The sequence below is a fragment of the Herbiconiux sp. genome (assembly GCF_004297105.1).
Classification (GTDB): domain Bacteria; phylum Actinomycetota; class Actinomycetes; order Actinomycetales; family Microbacteriaceae; genus Herbiconiux.
In genome coordinates, this window is the sequence record NZ_SCVE01000014.1 from 98,313 (window position 1) to 122,953 (window position 24,641).

23 protein-coding genes, 1 tRNA gene and 1 riboswitch are annotated in these 24,641 nt (G+C 67.9%); of the genes, 11 read left to right on the forward strand and 13 right to left on the reverse strand.

From position 1 onward, the window contains the following. Positions 1–112 precede the first annotated feature (112 nt). The 3 genes from EPO52_RS11950 to EPO52_RS11960 all read left to right on the forward strand — a co-directional run bounded on the left by EPO52_RS11950 (position 113) and on the right by EPO52_RS11960 (position 3,636). Positions 113–1,351, forward strand: coding sequence for an MFS transporter (locus EPO52_RS11950; RefSeq protein ID WP_290806667.1), 1,239 nt, complete (start codon positions 113–115; stop codon positions 1,349–1,351). 7 nt (positions 1,352–1,358) lie between these two features. Further along, positions 1,359–1,440, forward strand: a riboswitch (ZMP/ZTP riboswitch). A gap of 43 nt (positions 1,441–1,483) precedes the next feature. Then, positions 1,484–2,758, forward strand: coding sequence for a serine hydroxymethyltransferase (gene glyA / locus EPO52_RS11955; RefSeq protein WP_290806670.1), 1,275 nt, complete (start codon positions 1,484–1,486; stop codon positions 2,756–2,758). Next, entirely contained in the window at positions 2,752–3,636 is an 885-nt protein-coding gene (locus EPO52_RS11960) for a bifunctional methylenetetrahydrofolate dehydrogenase/methenyltetrahydrofolate cyclohydrolase (protein WP_290806673.1), read from the forward strand. The genes glyA and EPO52_RS11960 overlap by 7 nt, the downstream gene beginning before the upstream one ends. Positions 3,637–3,702: 66 nt before the next feature. Here the strand turns inward: EPO52_RS11960 and EPO52_RS11965 are convergent, their stop codons facing one another. The 3 genes from EPO52_RS11965 to EPO52_RS11975 are packed head-to-tail and all read right to left on the reverse strand — an operon-like array spanning position 3,703 to position 7,831. Continuing rightward, complete coding sequence (locus EPO52_RS11965) at positions 3,703–5,517, reverse strand: ABC transporter ATP-binding protein (protein WP_290806676.1); 1,815 nt, start codon at positions 5,515–5,517, stop codon at positions 3,703–3,705. Further along, entirely contained in the window at positions 5,514–7,250 is a 1,737-nt protein-coding gene (locus EPO52_RS11970; protein WP_290806679.1) for an ABC transporter ATP-binding protein, read from the reverse strand. Before EPO52_RS11970 ends, EPO52_RS11965 begins: the two co-directional genes overlap by 4 nt. Then, entirely contained in the window at positions 7,247–7,831 is a 585-nt protein-coding gene (locus EPO52_RS11975) for a TetR/AcrR family transcriptional regulator (protein WP_290806682.1), read from the reverse strand. Before EPO52_RS11975 ends, EPO52_RS11970 begins: the two co-directional genes overlap by 4 nt. A 72-nt stretch (positions 7,832–7,903) precedes the next feature. Between EPO52_RS11975 and EPO52_RS11980 the strand changes: the two genes are divergently transcribed. Continuing rightward, the gene (locus EPO52_RS11980; RefSeq protein ID WP_290806685.1) at positions 7,904–8,830 is read left to right on the forward strand and encodes an aldose 1-epimerase family protein; all 927 of its coding nucleotides are present in this window, start codon (positions 7,904–7,906) and stop codon (positions 8,828–8,830) included. Positions 8,831–8,862: 32 nt separating this feature from the next. On the opposite strand, the gene EPO52_RS11985 is transcribed toward EPO52_RS11980, so the two are convergent. Further along, positions 8,863–9,237 (reverse strand): DUF2510 domain-containing protein, encoded by a 375-nt coding sequence (locus tag EPO52_RS11985; protein ID WP_290806689.1) that lies wholly within the window; start codon positions 9,235–9,237, stop codon positions 8,863–8,865. A 77-nt stretch (positions 9,238–9,314) separates the two neighbouring features. On the opposite strand from EPO52_RS11985, the gene EPO52_RS11990 reads away from it, so the two are divergent. Then, the gene (locus EPO52_RS11990; protein WP_290806692.1) at positions 9,315–10,289 is read left to right on the forward strand and encodes a DUF4436 family protein; all 975 of its coding nucleotides are present in this window, start codon (positions 9,315–9,317) and stop codon (positions 10,287–10,289) included. A gap of 2 nt (positions 10,290–10,291) precedes the next feature. Here EPO52_RS11990 and EPO52_RS11995 read toward each other — a convergent pair whose 3' ends face one another. After that, on the reverse strand, positions 10,292–10,750 hold the full coding sequence (locus EPO52_RS11995) for a hypothetical protein (protein WP_290806694.1): 459 nt from the start codon (positions 10,748–10,750) through the stop codon (positions 10,292–10,294). A gap of 39 nt (positions 10,751–10,789) precedes the next feature. On the opposite strand from EPO52_RS11995, the gene EPO52_RS12000 reads away from it, so the two are divergent. The 6 genes from EPO52_RS12000 (at position 10,790) to EPO52_RS12025 (ending at position 15,240) form a co-directional block, all read left to right on the forward strand. Continuing rightward, positions 10,790–10,862: transfer RNA gene (locus EPO52_RS12000), tRNA-Lys, on the forward strand. 102 nt (positions 10,863–10,964) lie between these two features. Continuing rightward, positions 10,965–11,594 carry a DNA-directed RNA polymerase subunit beta gene (locus tag EPO52_RS12005; protein WP_290806697.1) on the forward strand — a complete coding sequence of 210 codons (630 nt, stop codon included), beginning with the start codon at positions 10,965–10,967 and terminating at the stop codon, positions 11,592–11,594. 224 nt (positions 11,595–11,818) lie between these two features. Continuing rightward, positions 11,819–12,421 (forward strand): sigma-70 family RNA polymerase sigma factor, encoded by a 603-nt coding sequence (locus tag EPO52_RS12010; protein ID WP_290806700.1) that lies wholly within the window; start codon positions 11,819–11,821, stop codon positions 12,419–12,421. Continuing rightward, positions 12,418–13,269, forward strand: coding sequence for an anti-sigma factor (locus EPO52_RS12015; protein WP_290806703.1), 852 nt, complete (start codon positions 12,418–12,420; stop codon positions 13,267–13,269). Before EPO52_RS12010 ends, EPO52_RS12015 begins: the two co-directional genes overlap by 4 nt. 199 nt (positions 13,270–13,468) lie before the next feature. Then, positions 13,469–14,323 carry an SDR family oxidoreductase gene (locus EPO52_RS12020; RefSeq protein WP_290806706.1) on the forward strand — a complete coding sequence of 285 codons (855 nt, stop codon included), beginning with the start codon at positions 13,469–13,471 and terminating at the stop codon, positions 14,321–14,323. Further along, positions 14,323–15,240 (forward strand): helix-turn-helix transcriptional regulator, encoded by a 918-nt coding sequence (locus tag EPO52_RS12025; protein WP_290806709.1) that lies wholly within the window; start codon positions 14,323–14,325, stop codon positions 15,238–15,240. The genes EPO52_RS12020 and EPO52_RS12025 overlap by 1 nt, the downstream gene beginning before the upstream one ends. Positions 15,241–15,300: 60 nt before the next feature. Here EPO52_RS12025 and pstB read toward each other — a convergent pair whose 3' ends face one another. The 8 genes from pstB to EPO52_RS12065 all read right to left on the reverse strand — a co-directional run bounded on the left by pstB (position 15,301) and on the right by EPO52_RS12065 (position 24,596). Then, positions 15,301–16,080: a phosphate ABC transporter ATP-binding protein PstB gene (pstB, locus tag EPO52_RS12030; RefSeq protein WP_290806712.1), complete on the reverse strand. Its 780-nt coding sequence runs from the start codon at positions 16,078–16,080 to the stop codon at positions 15,301–15,303. Between the two features lie 36 nt (positions 16,081–16,116). Next, positions 16,117–17,217, reverse strand: coding sequence for a phosphate ABC transporter permease PstA (gene pstA / locus EPO52_RS12035; RefSeq protein ID WP_290806715.1), 1,101 nt, complete (start codon positions 17,215–17,217; stop codon positions 16,117–16,119). After that, the gene (gene pstC, locus EPO52_RS12040; protein WP_290806853.1) at positions 17,214–18,326 is read right to left on the reverse strand and encodes a phosphate ABC transporter permease subunit PstC; all 1,113 of its coding nucleotides are present in this window, start codon (positions 18,324–18,326) and stop codon (positions 17,214–17,216) included. Before pstC ends, pstA begins: the two co-directional genes overlap by 4 nt. A 172-nt stretch (positions 18,327–18,498) precedes the next feature. Continuing rightward, positions 18,499–19,632: a phosphate ABC transporter substrate-binding protein PstS gene (pstS, locus tag EPO52_RS12045; RefSeq protein ID WP_290806719.1), complete on the reverse strand. Its 1,134-nt coding sequence runs from the start codon at positions 19,630–19,632 to the stop codon at positions 18,499–18,501. Positions 19,633–19,816: 184 nt separating this feature from the next. Further along, complete coding sequence (locus tag EPO52_RS12050) at positions 19,817–20,746, reverse strand: NUDIX domain-containing protein (RefSeq protein WP_290806722.1); 930 nt, start codon at positions 20,744–20,746, stop codon at positions 19,817–19,819. Further along, on the reverse strand, positions 20,743–22,923 hold the full coding sequence (locus EPO52_RS12055) for an RNA degradosome polyphosphate kinase (protein WP_290806725.1): 2,181 nt from the start codon (positions 22,921–22,923) through the stop codon (positions 20,743–20,745). Before EPO52_RS12055 ends, EPO52_RS12050 begins: the two co-directional genes overlap by 4 nt. A gap of 97 nt (positions 22,924–23,020) precedes the next feature. Continuing rightward, entirely contained in the window at positions 23,021–23,935 is a 915-nt protein-coding gene (mshD, locus tag EPO52_RS12060) for a mycothiol synthase (protein WP_290806728.1), read from the reverse strand. Beyond that, on the reverse strand, positions 23,904–24,596 hold the full coding sequence (locus tag EPO52_RS12065; RefSeq protein ID WP_290806731.1) for a response regulator transcription factor: 693 nt from the start codon (positions 24,594–24,596) through the stop codon (positions 23,904–23,906). The genes mshD and EPO52_RS12065 overlap by 32 nt, the downstream gene beginning before the upstream one ends. Positions 24,597–24,641: the final 45 nt, after the last annotated feature.

A 24,641-nucleotide genomic window follows, 5' to 3' on the forward strand; every position in this document is an offset into this window, starting at 1 on the left:
TAGCGGGGCCGCGATGCGCGGCTCGGAGCCGCGGTACGTCAGGTCGTCAGGATCAGCACTCGAGCATCCTCTGTCCGCCGTTTTCGAGAAGTCTTCGAATGGTGCGCACTCCGTGACCACATTTATGCCGAAGACCGGGTCCGTTCCGGTCGTCAAACCCTTCCCCTGGGGCGGGCTCATCGTGCTCGCCTGCGCGGTGTTCCTCTCCGTCACGGCCGAGATGATCCCCACCGGCCTCCTGCCGGAGATGAGCACGGGCCTGGGTGTCTCCGAGTCGCAGACCGGCCTTCTCATCAGCTTCTTCGCGTTCGCCGTGGTTCTCACGAGTGTTCCGCTCACCATGCTCTTCCGACGAGTTCCGCGGCACCTCCTGCTCATGCTGGTGCTCGTCGCAATCGCCCTCACCAGCGTCATCGGCGGTCTCGCCCCGAACTTCGGGGTGCTGGTCGGCGCCCGCATCGTCGGCGGCATGGCCCATGGTGTGTTCTGGGGCGTCGTGGGCGCCTACTCGGCCCACCTCGTGCCCAAGGAGCAGATCGGCCGGGCAGTCGCCATCACCACCGGTGGCGGCACCCTTGCCTTCGTGCTCGGCGTGCCGCTGGCCACCACCGTCGGACACGCCCTCGGCTGGCGTGCGCCGTTCCTCGGAATCGGGATGCTGGCGCTCCTCGGTGCCGTGCTCATCTGGTTCCTGCTTCCCCGCGTCGACCACCGTGCGCACCTCGAGGTGAACACCGACACCGCAGCCATCCGCGCCGCGCGTCGCCGGGGCCCGCTCGACCCCACCATCCCCGTGGTGGCGCTCATCTGCATCCTGGTGGCCGTCATCATGATCGGCAACTACGCCTTCTACACCTACATCGCGCCCTTCATGATCGGCGAGATGGGTGTGCCCGAGGGCCAGGTGGGCCTGCTGCTGCTGGTCTACGGACTCGCTGGGGCCATCGGCGTCGGTACGGCGGGCATCCTCTTCGGGCGCCGGCCGAGCACCGGGCTGCTGATCGCACTGGGCGCCACCGGACTCGCCGTGGTGACGCTCGCCGTGTTCGCGGCAAACCCCGTGCTCGCCATCGGCGCCTTCTTCGTGTGGGGCGTCGCCTTCGGTGTCATCCCCACGCTGCTGCCCACCCAGCTGATGCACGCCGCGTCGCCGGCTATCCGCGACTCGGCGAGTGCCTTCTACTCCACCGCCTTCAACGCGGGGATCGGCCTCGGCGCCTTGGTGGGCGGGTTCTTCCTCGATTCCTTCGGCCTCACATCCCTGCCGTGGTTCTACCTCGGGGCCCTCGTGATCGGCGCGGCACTGCTCATCGCGACCCCCGCACTCACTCGCCGAGCGCAGCGCCTTTGAGGTAGGCTCTGAGCGTCGCAACTGGCGTTCAGATGGTCACCATCGGGAAGCGACGGACAGGGATTCGGCCGCGCGCCTGGGTCGATACGGATCCCGACACTCGTAGTCCGTCACGCCGAAAAGGAGCCCGTCATGTCCGACATCTTCAACGCGCCACTCAGTGAAGTCGATCCTGAGATCGCTGAAGTCCTGAAGCTCGAGCTGGGCCGTCAGCGCGACACCCTCGAGATGATCGCGAGCGAGAACTTCGTTCCCCGCGCCGTTCTCGAGTCCCAGGGCTCCGTGCTCACCAACAAGTACGCCGAGGGCTACCCGGGCCGCCGCTACTACGGCGGCTGCGAGTTCGTCGACATCGCCGAAGAACTGGCCATCGCCCGTGCCAAGTCGCTGTTCGGCGCCGAGTACGCCAACGTTCAGCCCCACTCGGGTGCCACCGCCAACGCCGCCGTGCTCTCCGCCATCGCCACCCCGGGCGACACCATCCTCGGGCTCGAGCTCGCCCACGGCGGCCACCTCACGCACGGCATGAAGCTCAACTTCTCCGGCAAGCTCTACAACGCGGTCTCCTACGGCGTCGACCCCGAGACCTTCCTCGTCGACATGAACGTGGTGCGCGACAAGGCCCTCGAGCACAAGCCGCAGGTCATCATCGCCGGCTGGTCGGCCTACCCCCGCCAGCTCGACTTCGCCGCCTTCCGCGCCATCGCCGACGAGGTGGGCGCCAAGCTCTGGGTCGACATGGCGCACTTCGCCGGTCTCGTGGCGGCAGGCCTGCATCCGTCGCCCGTGCCCTTCGCCGACGTGGTGTCGTCGACCGTGCACAAGACCATCGGGGGCCCCCGCTCCGGCTTCATCGTGAGCCGCGACCTGGAGCTCGCCAAGAAGCTCAACTCGAACGTGTTCCCGGGCCAGCAGGGCGGCCCGCTCATGCACGTCATCGCCGCCAAGGCCACCGCGTTCAAGCTCGCGGCCGAGCCCGAGTTCAAAGACCGCCAGGTGCGCACCCTCTCGGGCGCACGCATCCTGGCCGAGCGCCTCACGGCCGACGACACCCGCGCCGCCGGCGTCGACGTGCTCACCGGGGGAACGGATGTGCACCTCGTGCTCGCCGACCTCCGCACCTCCGAGCTCGACGGCCAGCAGGCCGAAGACATCCTGCACGAGGTGGGGATCACCGTGAACCGCAACTCGGTGCCCTTCGACCCGCGCCCCCCGATGGTGACCTCGGGCCTCCGCATCGGCACGCCCGCCCTCGCCACCCGCGGCTTCGGCGACGTGGAGTTCACCGAGGTGGCCGACATCATCGGCACCGCGCTGAAGCCGGCGCCGGATGTCGCGGCGCTGCGTGCACGCGTGCAGACCCTCACCGACGCGTTCCCGCTCTACCCGGGCCTCGAGCAGTGGTAGCGGTCCGGCTCGACGGCGTCGAGACGGCATCCGCCCTCAAGGCGGAGATCGCCGAGCGGGTGGCGGCGCTGCGGGCCCAGGGCATCGTTCCCGGCCTCGGCACGCTGCTGGTGGGCGACGACCCCGGATCGATCTCCTACGTCGCCGGTAAGCACCGCGACTGCGCGGAGGTGGGCATCGAGTCGGTGCGCGTCGATCTGCCGGCCACGGCATCCGAGCAGGACGTCCGTGACGCGATCGCGGAGCTCAACGCCAACGACGCCGTCACGGGCTACATCGTGCAGCTGCCGCTGCCCGCGGGCATCGACGAGAACGCGATGCTCGAGCTCATCGACCCCGCGAAAGACAGCGACGGTCTGCACCCGACGAACCTCGGCCGGCTCGTACTCGGCGTGAGCGGGGAGCTGAACTCCCCGTTGCCCTGCACCCCGGCCGGAATCGTCGAGATGCTCATGCGCTACGGCATCACGCTGCCCGGTAAACACGTGGTGGTCGTGGGCCGCGGCCTCACCGTCGGACGGCCGCTCGGTCTGCTGCTCACCCGCAAGGGCGTCGACGCCACGGTCACCCTCACGCACTCGCGCACGGTCGACCTGGCCGACGAGGTGCGGCGAGCCGATGTCGTGGTCGCAGCCGTGGGCGTGCCCGGGCTCATCAAGGCCGACTGGCTGAAGCCCGGCGCCGCCGTGCTCGACGTGGGCATCACCCGCATGGTGAACGAGGAGACCGGCAAGGCTCGACTCGTGGGCGACGTCGACCCGGGCGCCGCCGAGGTGGCGGGCTTCCTCTCGCCGGTTCCCGGCGGCGTGGGCCCGATGACCCGTGCGATGCTGCTCGAGAACGTGGTGGCCGAGGCGGAGCGCCGCGCCGCTCTCTGAGGTCTCGCGAATTCCGCCGAACGGCCGCCGGGTGACCCCCTGCGCGGCCGTTCGTCGTCTCCCGCCTCAGTCGGCGGCCGCCGACGCGAACTGCGATGCATAGAGCCGTGCATACGCGCCTTCGGCCGCCAGCAGCTCCTCGTGCGTGCCCTGCTCAACGATGTGACCCGCTTCCATCACGAGGATGAGGTCGGCGTCGCGGATGGTCGAGAGCCGGTGCGCGATCACGAAGCTCGTGCGATCGGCCCGCAGCGCCGACATGGCGCTCTGCACCAGCTTCTCGGTGCGGGTGTCGACCGACGACGTGGCCTCATCCAGGATGAGCACGCTCGGCCGCGCGAGGAACGCCCGCGCGATGGTGATGAGCTGCTTCTCGCCGGCGCTCACGTTCGACGCCTCGTCGTCGAGCACGGTGTCGTAGCCCTCGGGCAGCGAGTGCACGAAGCGGTCGACGAAGGTGGCCCGCGCCGCCGCCACGATCTCCTCCTCGGTCGCATCCGGCCGGCCGTAGGCGATGTTGTCGCGGATGGTGCCGCCGAACAACCACGTGTCCTGCAGCACCATGCCGGTGCGCGACCGGAGATCGTGCCGCGTCATCTCGGCGATGTCGACACCATCGAGCGTGATGCGCCCGGCCTGGATCTCGTAGAACCGCATGATGAGGTTCACCAGCGTGGTCTTGCCGGCTCCCGTCGGGCCCACGATGGCGATGGTCTGGCCGGGTTCCGCCACCAGCGACAGGCCGTCGATGAGGGGGCGATCGGGAACGTAGCGGAACGCGACGTCATCGAACACCAGGCGGCCGCGGGAGTCGCTCGGTGTCGACGCGGGGTCGGCATCCGGTGACTGCTCCTCAGCATCGAGCAACTCGAACACGCGCTCGGCGGAGGCCACCCCCGACTGCAGCAGGTTCACCATCGAGCCGAGCTGGGTGAGCGGCTGGGTGAACTGCCGCGAGTACTGGATGAAGGCCTGCACGGCACCGATCGTCAGCGCCCCCGAGGCCACCTGCAGCCCGCCCACCACGGCGATCGCCACGTACACGAGATTGCCGACGAACATCATGGCGGGCATGATGATGCCCGACACGAACTGGGCGCCGAAGCTCGCCCGGTAGAGTTCGTCGTTCTTCTCGAGGAAGGATGCCTCCACCTCGCGCTGACGGCCGAACACCTTCACCAGGGCGTGCCCCGTGAAGTTCTCCTCCACCTGGGCATTGAGCGCGCCGGTGTGCGACCACTGGGCCACGAAGAGCTTCTGCGACCGCTTCGCGATCACGGCCGTGATGCCCACGGTGAGGGGGATGGTGACCAGCGAGATCACCGCGAGCAGCGGCGAGGTCACGAACATCATCACGATCACGCCCACCACCGTGAGAACGCTCGTGAGCATCTGGCTGAGCGTCTGCTGCAGGCTCTGCGCCACGTTGTCCATGTCGTTGGTGACGCGGCTGAGCAGCTCGCCGCGGGGCATCCGGTCGAAGTACGACAAGGGGAGCCGGTTGATCTTCGCCTCCACCTCCTCGCGCAGGGCGAAGACCGTGCGCTGCACGATGGCGTTGAGTAGGCGCCCCTGGAACCAGGAGAAGACGGATGCGAGCACGTAGAGCACCAGCACCGTGCCGAGTACCACGGCGAGGGCGTCGAAGTCGATCGGCGTGCCCGTGAAGGCCCCGGCGACCACGATGTTCGTGGCCTGGCCGAGCAGGGAGGGCCCGAGCACCGTGAACACCACGCTGATGACGCCGAGCAGGACCACCAGCACCACGGGCACCCGATGCGGGCTGAGGCGGGCGAGCAGCCGCTTGACCGAGGGGCCGAAGGTGATCGACTTCTGCACGGGCTGGCCTGCGCCGCCGCCGAAGGGTCCGCGCCCGCTCATGCTGCCTCCTCCGCCGTGAGCTGCGAGGCCACGATCTCGGCGTACGTCTCATTCGTCGCGAGGAGTTCGTCGTGCGTTCCACGGCCGACGATCGCGCCGTCTTCGAGCACCACGATCTGGTCGGCGTCGACGATGGTCGACACCCGCTGGGCCACGATCACCTGCGTCGCGCCGCCCACGTCGGCGCGCAACGCCTGTCTCAGGCGGGCATCCGTGGTGAGGTCGAGGGCCGAGAACGAGTCGTCGAACACGTAGATCTCGGGTCGCTTCACCAGAGCCCGCGCGATGGCGAGCCGCTGGCGCTGGCCGCCCGACACCGTGGTGCCGCCCTGGGCGATCGGCGCCTCGAGCTGCCCGGGCATGGCCCTCACGAAATCGGCGGCCTGCGCCACCTCGAGCGCGTGCCACAGCTCGGCGTCGGTGGCATCCGGCTTTCCGTAACGGAGATTGGATGCCACGGTGCCCGAGAAGAGATAGGGCTTCTGCGGCACGAGGCCGATGCGGCTCCACAGCAGGTCGGGGTCGAGCTCGCGCACGTCGACGCCGTCGACCAGCACGCAGCCCTCCGTGACGTCGAAGAGCCGCGGCAGCAGGTTCACGAGGGTGGTCTTGCCCGATCCGGTGCTGCCGATGATGGCCAGGGTCTGGCCCCGGGTGACGGTGAGGTCGAGCCCTCGCAGCACCGGCTGATCCGCGCCGGGATAGGCGAACGTGGCGTTGCGCAGCTCGATGGTGCCGGTGCTGTGCAGGTCGCGCACGGGGTTGGCCGGCATCACCACCGAGGTCTCCGTCTCGAGCACCTCGGTGATGCGGTCGGCGCACACCGAGGCACGCGGGATCATCATGGCCATGAAGGTGGCCATCATCACCGCCATGAGGATCTGGATGAGGTAGCTGAGGAAGGCGATCAGGGTGCCCACCTGCATCGACCCGTCGTCGATGCGGAAGGCGCCGAACCAGATCACCGCCACGCTCGACACATTGAGCACGAGCATCACGGTGGGGAACATGAGCGCCATCAGGCGGCCCGCCCGCAGCGCGGAGTCGGTGACATCCCGGTTCGCCCGCGCGAAGCGCTCGGTCTCGCCCTCTTCGCGCACGAAGGCGCGCACGACGCGGATGCCTGTGAGCTGCTCGCGCAGCACCCGGTTCACGGTGTCGATGCGGCCCTGCATGCGGCGGAACTGCGGAACCATCCGCACGATGATGAGGCTCAGCGAGATGAGCAGAACCGGAACGCTGACGGCGATGATCGCCGAGAGCTGCACATCCTGCTGGAGAGCGAGCACCACGCCGCCGATGGCCAGGATGGGCGCCGACACGAGCAGGGTGAAGGTCATGAGTGCCAGCATCTGCACCTGTTGGACGTCGTTCGTGGAACGGGTGATGAGCGAGGGGGCTCCGAACGCCGACACCTCGCGCTCGCTGAACCCGCTCACCCGGTGGAAGAGAGCCGCCCGCAGGTCGCGGCCGAGGGCCATGGCCACCCGGGCGCCGAACCAGACGGCGGCGATGGCGGCGGCCACCTGCACCACGGTGACGCCGAGCATCATCATGCCGGTGGAGAGGATGTAGGCGGTGTCGCCCGTCGCCACACCCTTGTCGATGATGTCGGCGTTCAGCGTGGGCAGCACGAGCGACGCCACCGACTGGATGAGCTGGAACAGCACCACGAGCGCGATGGAACGCCCGTGCGGCCGGAGGTAGTGGCCGAGGAGTCTGAGCAGGGTCATCGCGACCCTCCTTCCTGGGGGTCGAGGAGGCCGTGGGCGAGGATGTGGGCGAGCTCTTCCGAGGTGAGGGGATCGTCGACCCGGGCCACGGGCGGGATGGCGGAGCCGAAGGCGACCACGCGCACGAGGTGCTCCAGCCGCTCGGCGGAGAGGCCGAGACGCGGCAGCTCCGCCGCGAAGACTCGGCCGATGATCTCGCCGGTGTCGCCCCGGGCCGAGTGCGGGGGAGGGAGGCGGCGGCCGAGGGCGGCCATCATGCGCATCGTGCCGGTGACCCGTTCGCGCACGCGATCGATCACCTGGGCCAGCTTGGTCTCGAACGGATCGTCGGGGTCGATCGCCCGCAGGGCGTTGCGGGCGGTGTCGGGATCGAAGTACATCTCGGCGGCGGCGGCGATCACCGACTCCTTGTCGCCGAATGCGCGGAAGATCGTGCCCTCGGCCACTCCGGCGGCGTCGGCGAGCTGGCGGGAGGTGACATCCGCTCCGCGTTCGAGCAGGAGCGGGATGACCGCGGCCACGATGGCGCGGCGACGGTCTTCGACGGGCAGGGCGGGGGCCCGGGCGGTGCGTTCACTCACAGGTCGAGAGTAAATGAGTGAGCGCTCACTCGCAAGCCGTCGCGCGCATCCGTCCCTCGCTAGGCTGTGCCTGTGACTGCACCCACCGGAGCCCAATACCGCCTCACCCTGTCGAGCAGCGGGCATGAGGTGAGCGCGGTGGTCACCGAGGTGGCGGCGGGTATCCGTGCGCTCGAGGTCGACGGGGTCGCGCTCGTCGAGACGTTCGACGAGTCGCGCACGCCGCCGGGCGCGGCGGGCATCGTGCTGGTTCCGTGGCCCAATCGCGTCAAGGACGGTCGGTGGATGCTCGACGGTGCCGTGCAGCAGCTCGATCTGTCGGAGCCGAAGCAGCACAACGCCATCCACGGACTCCTGCGCTTCACCGGGTATCGGCTCGACGTGCAGGAGGCTCACCGAGTGGTGCAGACGGCGACCGTGTTCCCGCAGCACGGGTATCCGTTCCTGCTCGACACGTCTGTCGAGCACCTTCTCTCGTCGGATGGGCTCACCGTGCGGCACCGGATCGTGAACCGCTCGGAGGCGGCTGCTCCGGTGGCGGTGGGCGCGCATCCGTATCTCGCACTGGGCGCTGTGCCGATCGACGAGCTCGTGCTCACGGTCGATGCTGCGACGCGGTTCCTCACCGATGAGAACCAGATCCCCATCTCGGAGGAGCGCGTGCAGGGCACCGACTTCGACCTCACGCAAGGCCGTCGTATCGGCGACCTGGAGATCGACCACGGGTTCGGCGGTGTGACGGTGACGGATGGCCGCAGCACGCAGTCTCTCACCGCGCCCGATGGCCGCCGCGTCGAACTGTGGGCCGACGAGAACTTCGGGTTCGTGCAGGTGTTCACCCCGCGCAACTTCGCCGCCGACGACGGGCCGCGGCGTGCGGTGGCGATCGAGCCGATGACGGCTCCGGCCGATGCGTTCAACTCGGGGGAGGGGCTTCGTTGGCTCGAACCGGGCGAGACGTGGGAGCTGGAGTGGGGCATCCGCTACCTCGCTGCGTGACGTGAGTCACGTCATCCCGCGTGATGCCGAGGTCAGGGGGAGCCGAGGCGGGTGATGATCACGAGTGCGATCAGCGCGATCATGAGCAGCACGCCGATCGCGCCCAGCGCGATGCCGATGGTCGACATGCTGCGCCCCTGGCCCATGCGGGTGGCCTTGCCGAGACCCGCGACGCCGAATGCCACCGCGAGAACGCTGGGGAGCAAGAGCACGTTCACCCCGATGGCCAGGATGCCGAACACGAGCGATGCGGTGGCGTAGCCGTTGCGGCTGTCGGCGGGGTCGGTGAGGCCGGGCGCGAAGTCGTCGGTCCAGCGGTAGCCGTCCCACCAGCGGAGCACGTCGGCCGCCTCCGGGTCGGGGTACCAGCCCGGCGGGATCGCGCCGTGGGCCGGCAGATAGTTCATACGCACGAACCTACCCCGGGCGGCTGAGCGGCTCGTCAGAGTCGCCGCGTCGGGCGTGCCCTCGGTAGGCTCGGCGCATGGGGTCTGAGCAGCGAGAACAGGGGCGGTTCCAGGGGCGCCGAATCGTGGCCGGCGCGTTCGTCCTGCTCGTCGTACTCGGCTACGTGGCGGTGATCCTGCTCTATTCCGCCAACGCCCGCTCGGGGCAGGGGGGCACCTTGGGCACGTCCGACGCCGAGGCAGTGCGCGTCGAGATGGCGCCCGTATCCGTGAACGGGCCGGGCGAGCGGCTCTCGGTCGACGTGCGTATCTTCCCGCCCGACTCCCTGGTGGCCGACGACAACCTGACCCTCACGAAGGATCTCTCGGTGATCGTCTCCCCGATCGATGGGACGCAGGCCGTCTCGCTGGAGGCCGGTTCCCTGGCATTGGTCACGAAGACGATCTCGGTGCCGGCAGCGGGCACGGTGGAGAACTGGCCGTTCGACCGTTACGACGCCACCCTCTCGGTACTCGCGTACAGCACGGAGGACGGCGTCAAGACCGCTCTGCCCACCTTCGTGCAATGGCAGGGCTCTGTGTCGGGCTGGAACTTCCAGGTGCAGGAGAACCACGAGAAGCCCGTTGCGGTGACCGACACCGACGGCCGCACCGAATCGCTGCCCTCCCTCGACATCGGTGCTTCGCGATCAGGGAGCACGCTCGCGTTCGGGTTCCTGTTGCTGAGTCTTCTCGTCGTGATGCCCATACTCGTGCTGTTCGTAGCCATCCGTGCCTACACAGGCCACCGCAAGGTCGAGGCCACCCTCACGAGCTGGATGGGCGCGATGCTGTTCGCCACGATCCCCCTGCGCGGCTTCCTTCCGGGCTCGCCGCCGATCGGTTCGTGGATCGACTTCCTCGTGGTGCTCTGGGTGATCGTGGGACTGATCGCAGGCCTCACCATCTACGTGCTCGCCTGGAACCGCTGGGGCACCCCCGACCCGCAGTTCGCCCGCGGCGCACCCCCCTCCACGCCACCCCACGTGAACGGCGGCGCACACGCGGATTGAGTTCAGCCGAGCGTCGACGCGATGAAGGCGCTTCGCCAATTGGCACCCATGCGTTCGTACGTGACCTTCGCGTGGCAGTTGCGGCATCTCACGTCGCACTTGGCGATCTCATCGATCACCCGACGCAGCGAGTATCCGTTCTTCGCCAGGATCATCACCTCGGCCGCCTTCTGTGTGGCATCGCGATGATCGAAATCGAGAACGCGTAGGTCGGCTTCCCCGCAATCGACGCAGGGATGCTCCACGAGATGCCGGCCGATCAGCTCGAGGTTCGCCCGCCGCTGGGCCGCCGTGCGTGCCAGGATGACGCGGATGTGTGCCTCGCGGTTGAGGGCATAGTAGCGCCGCGCGCTCGCCCGATTGCAGTCGCGGCAGACGTTCTGGTGTGCGTCGCGCGCGGCGCGCTTGGCATTGAACTCCTCGAGTGATTTAGACTCGTTGCATTGGGTGCATGTCTTCATGGCTTCACGCTAGGAGCGACGTCAGACACCCGATGCCCGGTCCCTCTAGCTCAGTTGGTAGAGCAACGTCCTTTTAAGTCGTGGGTCGTCGGTTCGAGCCCGACGGGGGACACCTTCGCAGTTTCGCTGTGCGCGTGACGTCGGGCGGGAACGGATGACGGCGCGTAGCGTTGTACCTCCTGCGGGGTGTGCAGCCCCCGCGAGATGGGATGGCATGGCCAACGACTTCCACCGACCGGTGCTCTACGACGGGAGCGCGTTCGAGGCGTTCCAGGGCGGCGAGGATCCTGCGACGATCAACCGCATCGCCCACGAGACCGCCGGAGCCCTGCTCAGCAGGGTGCGCGACGATCCGCAGCCCGAGGTGATCGACCGGCTGCTCGCCTTCACCGACGACCACGGGATCGACGCCGTCGCCGAACTCTGGTCACGTGCGAGCGCCCACAGCCTGCCGGGCAGCCTCTGGCGCATCTATCTGCTGCGCGCTCTCATCCGGCAAGACCCCCAGCAGGCGAGCTACTTCTTCGAGCGCGGTGTGAACCTCATTCCGAGCATCGACCCCGTGGTGGCCGGCGCTGAGTCGCCAACGGGCCCCAAGGAGATCACCGACCTGGCCGATCAAATCCTCCGCGGACTCTTCACAGGAGATTTTGCGGTGGCCTTGGATCGGGCCTCCTCGTTCTGCCGGATCATGGCTCAGGGCTGCGCCAGCATCGCCGACGACGCGGAGATCGGGGCCCCCGAGACGGCCTCGACCCTCACCACCCGGGCCCTCCGTTTCGAGACGACAGCCGACGAGCTGACCCAGTCGGGTGCCCTCTGGCGGCACGACAACCTCGACTGATCGGTTAAACTGAGACGGTCGGGTCGCAGTAACCCCGGGCTCCAAAATTCGCCGCTACGAGCGGCCTTCCGCCGAGAGGCGTTTCTGCGGCCCGGCTCTCCGCTGCCCGGCACCGTGCTTAGCGCACCGTGTTCCCCGGCGCAATCCGGTTCTGGTCCGGCTCCGAATATCGATCGTGGACGTCATCCGGAAAGTGCCGAGAGCGGGCAGGAGCGTGACCTGTCATGCTTGAACTCGTGACCACTGACCGAGGAACGACGGATATCGAAGGCGCCGAAGCGGTGCAGAGCTTCGAGTCCCTCCTCGAACTCGTCGCCGGCGGCGACCAGCAGGCGTTCTCAGAGCTCTACGACCGAACTGCGCCGCGCGTACTGGGTCTCGTGAAGCGAGTGCTCATCGATCACGCGCAGTCCGAAGAAGTCGCTCAGGAGGTGTTCTTGGAGATCTGGCGCACGGCCACGAAGTTCGAGGCCACCCGAGGCAACGCCATGTCCTGGATGCTCACCATGGCGCACCGCCGCGCGATCGACCGGGTGCGCTCCTCGCAGGCGGGGCATGACCGCGACGAGCGCATCGGCCTGCGCGACATCGAACCCGACTACGACCAGGTCAGCGAGACCGTCGAGATCCGCATCGAGCACGAGCGTGTGAAGCGGGCCATGGACAAGCTGACCGCGCTTCAGCGCGAGGCCATCTCCCTCGCCTACTACGGCGGCTACAGCCATACCGAGGTCGCAGGTCTCCTCTCCATCCCGGTGGGGACCGTCAAGACCAGACTCCGTGACGGGATGATCCGACTTCGAGACGAACTGGGGGTGACATCATGACCGAACGACACGACGACAGCGATCCGCGCCTGCTCACCGGTGCCTACTCGCTCGATGCGCTGAGCCCCGAGGAGGCCGAGGCCTTCGAACGCGAGGCCGCGTCATCCGAGTCCCTCCGCGACGAAACCGACGAGCTCACGCTCACGTCGACCGTGCTGGGCCTGGCCGTCGCGCCGGTCACGCCCTCCGACCGCATGAAGGCCGAACTCATGGCCAAGCTGCCGCTCACTCCGCAGCTGCCCCGTGAGACGCCCCTGTCGGCTTCGGAGACCCCCGAGACCTCCAGCGCCGAACAGGTCCCGGATGCGCCGGCCGCCTCCATCGCGGAGCCCCCGGCCAGTTCGGGTGCGGCTCACCAGCGCGCCCAGTCCCGCTGGTTCACTCGTCCTGTCGGCATCCTCACCGCGGTCGCGGCTGCCGCAGCTCTCTTCGTCGGTGGCGGATTCGTGGGAAGCGCCGTGATCAACGCGAACACCACCACGACCACCATCGATGCATCCGCCTCGCAGCTGGCGGCCATCACGGCGGCCGACGATGTGCAGCGCAAGGTGGTCGACGTCGCCGATGGCGGCAAGGCGACGCTCGTGTGGTCGAACGACCTCGGCCGTTCGGCCGTGCTCGTCGACGGGCTCTCCGGACTCCCCGACGGCAAGGTCTACGAAGCCTGGTACATCAACGGCGACGGTGCGATCCCGGCCGGCACCTTCACCGCCTCGAGCGACGGCATGACGTGGCACGTGCTGAGCGGCGCGATGAAGTCGGGCGATGCGATCGGCGTCACCGTAGAACCCGCGGGCGGCTCCACGGCACCCACCACCACCCCGATCCTCGTGGGCCAGAGCGCCTGACGGCCTGATCGTCGGCGCAAGCCAGATGCCGGCCGAGCTCCCCTGACCGGTCGTCGGTGTCAGGAGCCGGCGCTTGCGCGCCGATCCTGCCTTCGCTGGGTGGGACTGTGAGTCCTAGGCGCGAGTGGGCCAGCTGTCGTGCGCGTGCGCGGCCAGGGCCGAGGGAGGCTGGAAGCATCCACGAGGAAAGGACCTTCCAATGACTTATCCGACTGACCGGCCCGCTGTCTGGTTCGTGACCGGCGCTTCGCGCGGCCTTGGGCTCGCGCTGGTGAAGCATCTGCTCGGACGCGGAGATCAGGTCGCGGCGACCACCCGTTCCCCTGAGCGTCTCCGCGCCGCTCTCACCGGTGCGGAGACCGCGAACCTGCTTCCGCTGGAGGTGTCGCTCACCGACGAGGCACAGGTTAGCGCGGCGATCGCCCAGGCGACGGAGAGGTTCGGCCGGATCGATGTCGTGGTGAACAACGCCGGGTACGGCATCCTCGGTGCGGTCGAGGACACCAGCACCGACGACATCCGCACCCTGTTCGACGTGCAGCTGATCGGTACCTGGAGCGTCGTCCGCGGTGTCCTGCCGCAGATGCGCGCCTCCGGCAGCGGACACATCATCAACGTGTCCTCGATCGTGGGATTGCTCGCGTTCCCGGGGTGGGGCCTGTACAGCGCGGCCAAGTTCGCCATCGAAGGCCTCTCCGAGGCGCTGGCCGCCGAGGTCGCCGGTTTCGGGATCGGCGTCACCGTCGTCGAGCCCGGCTACTTCGACACCGCATTCCTGACCGATGACTCCCTCGTGCTCACGGACGGCTCCTCGAACGCGTACCCGGCGATCCTCGACATGATCGCAGCGCACAAGGAGATGCCCGGCACCCAGCCCGGCGATCCGGCCAGGGCTGCGGCGGCGTTCGTCGTCATCGCTCAGCGGGAGAACGGCCCGCTCCATCAGCAGCTCGGCTCGGATTCCTCCGGGCTGGCCGAGGGAAAGGCCGACTCGCTGAAGGCCGACGTCATCGCCGGCCGGGAGCTTGCACGGAGCACCGACTACGTGCGCTGATGGACGTTTGGGAGAATGAAGGCATGAGCGATCCCCACCGGGAGTTGGGCGCCTTTCTGCGCCGTGCTCGCGCACGCCGCGATCCCGAGACGACGGGGCTTCTGCCTGATGGCCGGATCCGTCGGGTACCGGGCTTGCGCCGTGAAGAGGTCGCCCTTCTCGCGGGCGTCTCCACCGACTACTACACCCGCCTCGAACAGGGCCGCAACATGGCCCCGTCGGGACAGGTCATCGACGCTCTCATCAGAGCACTGGACCTCGACACCGCAGGCCAGACCTATCTCCGCACTCTGGTCAGTACTCCGGGGGCGTGGGTTTCTCGTTCTCGTCCCTCCGTGCAACGTGTTCGCCCGGAGCTCCGTCAGCTCCTCGACTCCTTCAGCTCTCAGCCGGCGCTGATCCTCGGGCGGCGCACGGACATCCTCGCTTCGAACACCCTCGCCCGGGCGCTGTTCGCGGACTTCGAATCGATGCCTGCCAAGCACCGCAACTATGCCCGCTGGATACTGCTCGACGAGCATGCACGAACGCTCTTCCGCGACTGGGAGCAGCAGGCGCGCAATGCGGTCGAGGCGCTGCGCCTGGACGCCGCCGCGACTCCGAACGACCTGGGCACTCACCAGCTCGTCGGTGAGCTGTCGCTTGCCAGCGAGGAGTTTCGGCAGTGGTGGTCAGCGCATCGGGTGCACCAGCGCACGCACGGCACCAAACGACTGAGTCATCCGCTGGTGGGCGAACTCGAGGTCCAATTCGAGACGCTCACTCTGCCCGGGGACCCGTCGCACGCGCTCTACGTCTACACCGCGAAGCCGGGCACGACGTCACACCAGATGCTCTCCGTGCTGGCGAGCTGGGCCGAGACGCACCCGGCGGTCGCGGGGACGACCTCTCGGACGGATGCCGCAACCGATACCTGAACAACGAAGAAGGCCCCTCTCGACGCGAGTCGGGGAGGGGCCTTCGTCGTTCAGGGCTGATCAACCGAAGCGGCCCGACACATAGTCTTCCGTGGCCTGCACGGACGGGTTCGAGAAAATCGTGGTGGTGTCGTCGAACTCGATCAGCTTGCCCGGCTTGCCGGTGCCCGCGATGTTGAAGAACGCCGTCCGGTCGGAGACCCGCGAGGCCTGCTGCATGTTGTGGGTCACGATCACGATCGTGTACTCCTGCTTGAGCTCCTCGATGAGGTCTTCGATGGCGAGGGTGGAGATGGGGTCGAGGGCGGAGCACGGCTCGTCCATCAGCAGCACATCGGGGGAGACGGCGATGGCGCGGGCGATGCACAGGCGTTGCTGCTGGCCGCCCGAGAGGCCCTGGCCGGGGAGGCCGAGGCGATCCTTCACCTCGTTCCAGAGGTTGGCTCCCTTGAGCGACTTCTCGACGAGGTCGTCGCCGTCGTTCTTCGAGATGCGCTTGTTGTTGAGGCGCACGCCGGCGAGCACGTTGTCGCGGATCGACATGGTGGGGAACGGGTTCGCGCGCTGGAACACCATGCCCACCTGACGGCGCACGAGCACCGGGTCGACGCCGGGTGCGTAGAGGTCGTTGCCGTCGATCAGAACCTCGCCCTTGACGTAGGCGCCGGGGATGACCTCGTGCATGCGGTTCAGGGTGCGGAGGAAGGTGGACTTGCCGCAGCCGGAGGGACCGATGAAGGCGGTCACTGTACGCGGCTCGATGTTGATGTTCACGCCTTCGACGGCGAGGAAGTCGCCGTAGAAGACGTTGAGGTTGTTGACTTCGATGCGCTTGGACACGTCAGTTCCTTTTCGGTGTTTGGTTCGGGAGCCGGACTACCGCGAGCCCTTGGGTGCGAACACCTTGGCGACGACACGGGCGATGAGGTTGAGGATGACCACGAGGAAGACCAGCAGCAGGGCGGCACCCCAGGCGGAGTCGTTCGAGGCGGCGATGTCCTGACCCGGGAACTTGTAGCCCGTGTAGGCCATCACGGGCAGGGTCTGCATCGGCCCGTCGAACGGGTTGGAGTTGAAGTTGTCGGTGAAGCTCGCCGCCATGAAGATCGGCGCGGTCTCGCCGATGACACGGGCGATGGCGAGCATGACGCCCGTCACGATGCCGGCGATGGCCGTGGGCAGCACGATCTTGGTGATGGTGGAGAACCGCGACACACCGAGGGCGAACGAGGCCTCGCGGAGATCCATCGGCACGAGCCGCAGCATCTCCTCGCAGGAGCGCACCACGATCGGGATCATCAGCACCGACAGGGCGACGGATGCGGAGAACCCGCTGAACGCCTTCGGCCCGACGATGATCGAGAACAGCGAGAAGGCGAACAGGCCCGCCACGATCGACGGGATGCCCGTCATCACGTCGACGAGGAAGGTGACCGTGCGGGCGAGCCACTGCTTCGGCTGCGCATACTCGACGAGGTAGATGGCGGTGAGGATGCCGATCGGGATGGAGATGAGCGCCGCGATGCCCGTGATGATGAGCGTTCCGACGATGGCCTGCCAGGCGCCCACCTGCGTGGTGACCTCGAGCGTGTCGGGATTGAACACCGACGCGGAGGTCTGGGTGATGAAGTTCCAGTTGATGACCCCGATGCCCTTGCTGAACACCGTGTACAGCGTCGAGATCAGGGGAGCGAGCGCCAGGAGGAACGCCACGGTGACGAGGCCGCGCACGACACGGTCGGTGGCCTTGCGGCGGGTCTCGACCACGGAGGAGAGGATGCCGAGGGCGATCAGGTAGATCACGGCGGCCAGCACCAGCCAGCCGGCGATGTTGAAGCCGATCAGCAGCAGGAGGACGGCGCTCAGAGCGAGCGCGCCGAGAAGCACGTACAGCTCGATGCGGCGGGGGAGCTGGCCCGAGGTCAGGGTGTTGGCGATCGGGTTGCTCGGCTTCTGGGGTGTGATGGTGGCGCTCACGCGTCCGTGCCCTTTCGCTTTTCCTCATCGATCTCGGACTCGGTCTGCTCGACCGAAGCTTCTTCGCTGCGTTCCACGTCTTCGGCGGCGTGGCGTTTGGCGAGCACGTCGTCGACGGCGAGGACGGTCGACGGGTCGGAGGGCGGCAGTTGCGCCAGCATGGCCTTGCGCTTGCGATTGGCCGACGCACCGGCGCGACCGGCGATGACGCGAGCCAGCATGTTCACCGCGAGCGAGATCACGAACAGCAGGAGGCCGGTACCGATCAGGGCCTCGCGCTGCAGCGTGGTGGCGATCGGGAAGTTCAGGGCGATGTTCGCCGCGATGGTCTGCGAGTTCTCACCCTCGGTGAGCATCCGCACCGACACGAGGATGGCGGGGGAGATGATGAGCGCGATGGCCATCGTCTCGCCGAGTGCGCGGCCGAGGCCGAGCAGGGTGGCGCTGATGACGCCGGAGCGGCCATAGGGGAAGACCGCGAGCTTGATCATCTCCCACTTCGTGGCGCCGAGCGCCAGCGCCGCTTCTTCGTGCAGACGAGGAGTCTGCAGGAAGATCTCGCGGGAGATGGAGGTGATGATCGGGAGGATCATCACGGCCAGCACCACGCCACCGGCGAGGATCGTGGATCCCGTGGTGGAGACGGTGCCGCCGAAGAGGGGGATCCAGCCGAGGTAGGTGTTGAGCCAGTCGGAGAGCGGCAGCAGGAAGGGGCGGATGACGATGATGCCCCAGAGGCCGAACACGATGGAGGGCACCGCGGCCAGCAGGTCGACGAGGTAGCCCAGGGCGCCGGCCAGACGGCGCGGCGCGTAGTGCGAGATGAAGAGGGCGATGCCGATGGCGATCGGGGCGCCGATGACCAGGGCGATCGCGCTGGCGAACAGCGTTCCCCAGATCAGGGGACCGACGTACGACCAGAAGTTCGCGAAGCCGGCGGTGGGACCTTCGTTGAGGTCGCCGTTGCTGGGCCAGTCGGCGACGATCGCCGGCACGGCCTGGATGATCAGGAACAACGCCACGCCGGCCAGGATCACCATGATGGAGATCGCCGAGCCGACGCTGAGCCCGAAGAAGATGCGGTCGGCTGGGCGCGACTTGGCGCGCACCTTCCGGGACCCGCCCGTGGGGGCGGATCCCGGAGTGGATGCGGATGCCGCACCGGTCGCCGTCGTCTCGTTCGCGTTCTTCGCGGATTTGACAGCTGTGTTTTCGCTCACTGCACTCTTTCTCACGGGTTACGGCGTAGACGAGCCTGACGGCGACCGGGTGGGGCGGGTGTTACTTGACGAGCTCGAGGCTGGTCTGGATCTCGGCGAGCATGTCGGCCGGGATGGGAGCCGAGCCGGCGTTCTTCGCCGCGATCTGCTGACCCTGGTCGCTGGCGACGTAGCTCACGAAGGCCTTGGTGAGCTCACCCTGGGCCTCGTCGGCGAACGTGGTGCAGAGGATCTGGTACGAGATCAGCGGGATCGGGTACGCGTCGGCCTCGGTGATCTTGGTGTAGTCGACCGACTGGGCGAGGTCGCCCTTGACGCCGGTGTCCTTCGTGGTCGCCGCAGCGGTGAAGGCGTTCGAGGCGCCCTCGGCCGAGAAGGGCACGTAGTCCGAGCCGGTACCGACCTGGATGTTGGCCGAGGTCAGGTCGCCGATGGCGCTGTGGTCGGCGTAACCGATGGTGCCCTCGCCCGCCTTGACCGTGTTCACGACACCGGAGCCACCCTGCTGGGCGCTCGAGCCGGCGATCGGCCAGGCGTTGCCGGGCGCGTTCGTCCAGATGGTCGGCTGCGTCTGGCTGAGGTAGTTGGTGAAGTTGGTCGTGGTGCCGGAGCCGTCGGAACGGGTCACGGTGGTGATCGCCGTGGCGGGCAGGGTCGCATCCGGGTTCTCGGCGGCGATGGCCGGGTCGTTCCAGGTGGTGATCTGCAGCGAGAAGATCTTGGCGATGGTGGCCGACGACAGGTTGAGGTCGGTGACGCCGGGGAGGTTGTAGATGACCGCGACGCCGTCGAGGTAGACGGGGAGGTTGAGCGCGCCACCGGCGCCGCAGATGGCCTGCGAGGAGGCCTGCTGGTCGTCCTTCAGGGGCGAGTCGGATCCCGCGAAGTCGTAGCTGCCGGCGAGCCAGTTGGTGACGCCACCGCCCGAGCCCTGCGACTTGTCGTAGTTGATGGTGACGCCCTTGGCCTGGGCGGTGAAGGCGGTGATCCAGGCGGCCTCGGCGTTGGCCTGGGCGCTGGAGCCACCGGCGGTGATGGTGCCGGAGAGCGACGCGAAGTCGATGGACGGCGCGGCGGCCGACGGGGTCGCTGCGTCAGTGGTCGTGCCGCCGGTGCTGCTGCCGGAGCAGGCCGAGAGAGCCAGGGCGGTCGCGAGGGCGAGAGTGCCCACCGCTGCCACGTTCTTGAGCTTCACTGTGTTCCCTTCGAATTGGGTATCTCCGCCGCGCCTTCAGTGAAATGTCGAGTCATCGAGCGGGGCGCGCGCGGGGCGGGTCGGTGCTGACCCGTGAGTGACACTAGAGGCGGTGCTTGACTAGTGACCCGCATGAAGGTGAACGAGAGGTTAACGAACCACGTCGATCGGTGACGTCAGGAACTCAGACGTGAGGGACGTGGGTCTCGATGGCGATGATGCCGGAGCCCGGGCGATCGACCGACAGATGCAGCACGGAGAAGCCCGCCACGGGGAGGTCACCCGCCCGGGAGATGGTGGCTGCCGGGGCGGTTCCCGTGGCCAGAGCGACTTCGCGCACGATGTCGGGTAGCACGGGGCCGTGGCTGCAGAGCACGGTGGTGACGCGCTTGCGCACCCGTTTGCCCACCACGTCACGCACATCGCTCTCGCCGGACTCGTAGGCGTCTTGGGCGATGAGATCGGTCGGCTTCGGCTCGATGCCGAGCACGCGCGCCACCGGCTCGACCGTCTGGCGGCAGCGCCTCGCAGTGCTCGTGACGATCTTCTCGGGCGAGAACGCCAGGAGGCTCGGGATGATGGACTTCGCCTGACCTCGGCCTCGCTCCGTCAGGGGGCGGGTGTGATCAGGGCCGTCGAACTGGAACGGGGGAGTGGCCTTGGCATGGCGGAGGGCGATGATGGCGAAGGTTCGGGTGACGCCCTCGTCGACGAGCATCCGGAAGCGCTCCACGATCTCGGCATCGCGTTCGTAGGTGAGCGCCGCAGCGGCCTTCTTGACGGAGAGCCATTCGAGGGCGGCCACCTCGCCGTTCGGCAGGAAGGTGGACGAGCGCACCGCTTCGTCGCTCGCCTCGGCGGCCCAATAGTGCACGACCTTCTCGCGCCCGTTCGGCATGGTGTAGTTCGTGACCCCGAGGGGCACCCCGAGGGTGACGGCGAGGCCGGTCTCCTCGGAGATCTCGCGCACCGCGGTCTGTGGAAGAACCTCGCCCGGGTCGACCTTGCCCTTGGGCAACGACACGTCGCGGTGCACGGTGCGGTGGATGACGAGCACCCTGACCTTGCCGTCGACCACGCGCCACACCACGGCCCCCGCCGCGAAGACCGTCACCGCGTGGTGCCCGGACGCTTGCGGCGGCTGATGACCTGCATCAGTTCGTCTTGGAGGTCGACGAGCGGGGTGCCGTCGGCCGCGGTCTCGCTCCGCGTCCAGGCGCCCGTCTCGTCGAGAGCCCAGGAGGTGACCTCGTCGCTCATGGCGCGGTCGAACAGGTGGTCGATCTCCTTGAGGTGATCGGGGTCGACGAGCCTCACCAGGGCCTCGACCCGCCGGTCGAGATTGCGGTGCATCATGTCGGCGCTACCGATGAACACCTGGGGGTCGCCATCGTTCACGAACGAGAAGACCCGGGAGTGCTCGAGGTACCGGCCGAGGATCGAGCGCACCCTGATGGTCTCCGAGAGCCCTTCCTGACCGGGCTTCAGTGCGCAGATGCCGCGCACCCAGATGTCGATCGGCACGCCCGCCTGGCTCGCGCGATAGAGCCCGTCGATGATGGCCTCGTCGACGATGGAGTTGAGCTTGATCTTGATGCCCGACGGTTTGCCCGCCCGGGCGTTCTCCGCCTCGGTCGCGATGCGCTTGAGCAGCCCCTTGCGCAGGTGCAGGGGAGCGACGAGGAGGCGCTTGAACTTCTTCTCGATGGCGTAGCCCGAGAGCTCGTTGAAGAGCCGTGTGAGGTCTTTGCCCACCTGGTCGTCGGCGGTGAGCAGCCCGAGGTCTTCGTAGATGCGCGACGTCTTGGGGTTGTAGTTGCCCGTGCCGATGTGGCTGTAGCTCTTCAGCCGGCCCTTCTCCTGACGGATGACGAGCGCGAGCTTGCAGTGGGTCTTCAGCCCCACGAGGCCGTAGACCACGTGCACGCCGGCCTTCTCGAGCTTGCGCGCCCAGGAGATGTTGGCCTGCTCGTCGAAGCGTGCCTTGATCTCCACGAGGGCCAGCACCTGTTTGCCCGCCTCGGCCGCGTCGATGAGCGCCTCGACGATGGGGCTGTCGCCCGACGTGCGGTACAGCGTCTGCTTGATGGCGAGAACGTGCGGGTCGGCAGCGGCCTGCTCGAGAAATGCCTGAACACTCGTGGCGAACGACTCGTAGGGGTGGTGCAGCAGGATGTCGCCGCGCGAGATGGCCTTGAAGATGTCGGGCTTCGCGTTCGGCTCGGGGGGCAGCAGTGCGGCGGCCGTGGTGGGCACGTGCTTGGGGTACTTCAGGTCGGGCCGCGCGATGCGGGTGAGGTCGAACAGGCCGCCGAGATCGAGAGGCGCCGGCAGGCGGTAGACCTCCTGCTCGGTGACGTCGAGCTCGCGCACGATCAGCTCGAGGGTGACCGGGTCCATGTCGTCGGTGATCTCGAGCCGGATGGGCGGCCCGAAGCGCCGCCGCAGCAGCTCCTTCTCGAGCGCCTGAAGCAGGTTCTCGGTCTCGTCTTCGTCGACCTCGACGTCTTCGTTACGGGTGACGCGGAACACGTGGTGCTCCACCACCTCCATGCCCGGGAACAGGTCGCCGAGGAAGTTCGCGATGAGGTCTTCGAGGGTGATGAACCGCAGCTCGTCGGCCGTCTCGCGCTGATCGACGCGGATGAACCGATTGAGTACCTGCGGCACCTTGAGTCGCGCGAACTCCTCCTTGCCCGTCTTGGCGTTGCGCACGCGAACCGAGAGGTTGAGCGAGAGCCCCGAGATGTAGGGGAACGGATGCGCGGGGTCGACCGCGAGCGGCATCAGCACCGGGAACACCTGCTGCGAGAAGATCTCGTGCAGGTTCTCGCGGTCGGCGTCGTCGAGCTCTTCCCACCGCACGATGCGGATGCCCGCCTCGGCCAGCGCGGGTCGCACCAGGTCGGTGTACGCCGCGGCGTGCCGAGCCTGCAACTCGTGGGCGCGCACCGAGATGTCTTCGAGCACGTCGGTGGGGCGGCGCCCGACGTTCGTGGGTACCGCGAGGTCGGTGAGGATGCGCCGCTTCAGCCCGGCCACCCGGACCATGAAGAACTCATCGAGGTTCGACGCGAAGATGGCGAGGAAGTTGGCCCGCTCGAGCACGGGAAGCGTGGGATCTTCGGCGAGTTCGAGCACCCGGGTATTGAACGCCAGCCAGCTCAACTCGCGATCGAGGTAGCGGCCCTCGGGCAGTGCGGGCCCCTCCGTCGTCACCGCCAGTTCGTCGTAGTCGTCGTCGAAGTCGGTGACGACACCGGCGTCCATCGAGATCAAGTCGTCGTCCATCCGAACATCATGTCACTCACGGGGAGCGCCTCGCACAGCGATTCGTTAACGGGGGATGACGGATGCGTCACCTCGCGTTGTGCAGAACGAGTGCCTCTCAGGGGCGCGGTGCGCGCATCCGGCCGCGCTGGCGGTACTGCACGTCGATGGTGTGGTCGGTGAAGCCCAGTGACCGGTAGAGCTCGACCGCGCGCACGTTGTCGGCGTCGACGAAGAGAGCTGCCTGGGCGCACCCGCGCGCGATCAGGCGGCGCAGGCCGTGATGCATCAGAGTGCGGCCGAGGCCCTGCCCGGCGTGCCCCTCCTCGATGCCGATCACGTAGATCTCGCCCACCCGTGGGTCGTCGGGCTCGATCTTCAGCCAGTTGTAGCCCACCAGGCGGCCGTCGGAATCGCGCAGCAACAGGAAGTCGTCGGGCTCGAACCAGGCCTCCGACATGCGGAAGCGCAGATCGTCGGCGGTGAGCCCGCCCTGCTCGTCGTGGCCGGCGAACACGCGGGCGTTCAAGGCCACCCACTCGTCGATGTCGCGGCCGCCCCGGAACGTCGACACGGCGAAGCCCTCGGGCAGCGGGGGCAACGGAGCCTCCGATCCGGAACCGGATGCGCTCGGCAACTCCCGTCGCAACTGCAGCAACGTGCGAACGGCGTCGAAGCGATGCGTCGCGGCGAGGCGCCGGCTGGCCGGATGATCGCCGTGCGCCCAGGCGAGCAGGGCGCTATCCGAGTTGGCCAGCACGATGTCGAGCAGCTGTCTGCCGAGCCCCTCCTCGCGCCACTCGGGGTCGATCACGAACTCGAGCTCGCCCTGGCCGATGACGGCGGCGCCCACGAGAGTCGATCCATCGCGTTCGGCCAGCAGCAGCGAGCGGTCGCCCTTGCCGAGGTCGACGAGCGCCTGGTCGTTGAACGGCTGCTGCCCGTCGACGAGGGCGGCACGGGCCACGAGCCGCAGGAAGGGCTCTCGCGCCTCGTCGGGGCTACTGACTGAGAGTGTGAGCGAGTCGCTCATTGTCGTCCTCGAAGAAATTGAACCGGTAGCCCACGTTGCGCACGGTTCCGATCAACGATTCGAGGTCGCCCAGTTTGGCGCGCAGCCGCCTGACGTGCACGTCGACCGTGCGGGTGCCGCCGAAGTAGTCGTAGCCCCACACCTCGCTGAGCAGCTGCTCGCGGGTGAACACGCGGGAGGGGTGCATGGCGAAGAAGCGCAGGAGCTCGAACTCCTTGAAGGTGAGGTCGAGCGGGCGGCCGTGCACGCGGGCCGAGTAGCTGGCCTCGTCGATCACCACGCCCGAGGCCTGGATCTTCGAGGTCGACTGGTCTTGCACCTGACGCCCGATGGCGAGACGGATGCGCGTGTCGACCTCCGCGGGCCCGGCCGACTCGAGCACGACATCCGCCGCACCCCACTCGGCGCTGACGGCGGTGAGACCGCCCTCCGTGAGGATGAGCACCACGGGAACCCCGATGCCGGTGGTGCTGAGGATCTTGCAGAGCGATCGTGCGGAGGCGAGGTCGTGGCGGGCGTCGACGAAGATGAGGTCGCTGTTCGGCGTGTTCACGAGTTGCGAGGGCTCAGCCGGAATCTGCCGTGTGCGGTGACTCAGCAGAGAGAGTGCGGGCAACACCTCTCGGTCGACCGCAGAGGTCAGGATCAACAACTGCGCCACGTAAGATCCTCCAGAGAACGCCTGCGGTACATACTATCGGGCAGA